General features: G+C 64.1%; 1 protein-coding gene. It reads left to right on the plus strand.

All coding sequences use genetic code 11. The features are described 5' to 3' along the window. Positions 1-268 (plus strand): hypothetical protein (locus tag J0A65_RS25310; RefSeq protein WP_206596980.1); only part of this gene is annotated, 268 nt, incomplete at its 5' end. Positions 269-562 lie beyond the last annotated feature (294 nt).

A 562-nucleotide genomic window follows, 5' to 3' on the forward strand; every position in this document is an offset into this window, starting at 1 on the left:
GGACTTTCTCGATGCCGAGCAACGCCTGCAGGTCAGCGCCGCCGTGCGTGACGAGGTCGGCCAGCCGTTCCTGCTGGAGCCACGCAACCTGGCGCATCGCTACTGCACCACCCTGCTCGCCGATGCGATCCGCATGCAGCACCCCGGGTTCGCTCCGCAGTGGCAACGGCTGGACCTGCCGGTGTTTCATGGCGAATATCTGTTCCCTCGCGCATTCGCCGAATATCCAGGCATTACCTGGCTATATCGCTACTCGATCGTCGAGTAATGGCACTTCGGACGGCGCCATTCAGCTTCACTTAAGTCAGCCTCCCTATCGTCTGGCCGAAGCGTGACCGCATGGTCACGCCCTTGCTCGCAACGAGCGATCCAGTCACGCCAGACCAGGAGAGGTCCCCATGCTCCGCACCACCCCCGCCAACCGGACGCCACGCCCAGTGGCCCGCGCCATCGATGACACGGGCAGGGCCAGCCCTATCCGCGACACGGGCAAGGAGTACGCCCGATGAATGCACTTCGCACACTGCCACGGGACGCACTGGCATCCGTGGTGGTCTTTCTC

The sequence above is a fragment of the Bowmanella yangjiangensis genome (assembly GCF_017255015.1).
In the GTDB taxonomy this organism is placed as follows: Bacteria; Pseudomonadota; Gammaproteobacteria; order Enterobacterales; family Alteromonadaceae; genus Bowmanella; species Bowmanella yangjiangensis.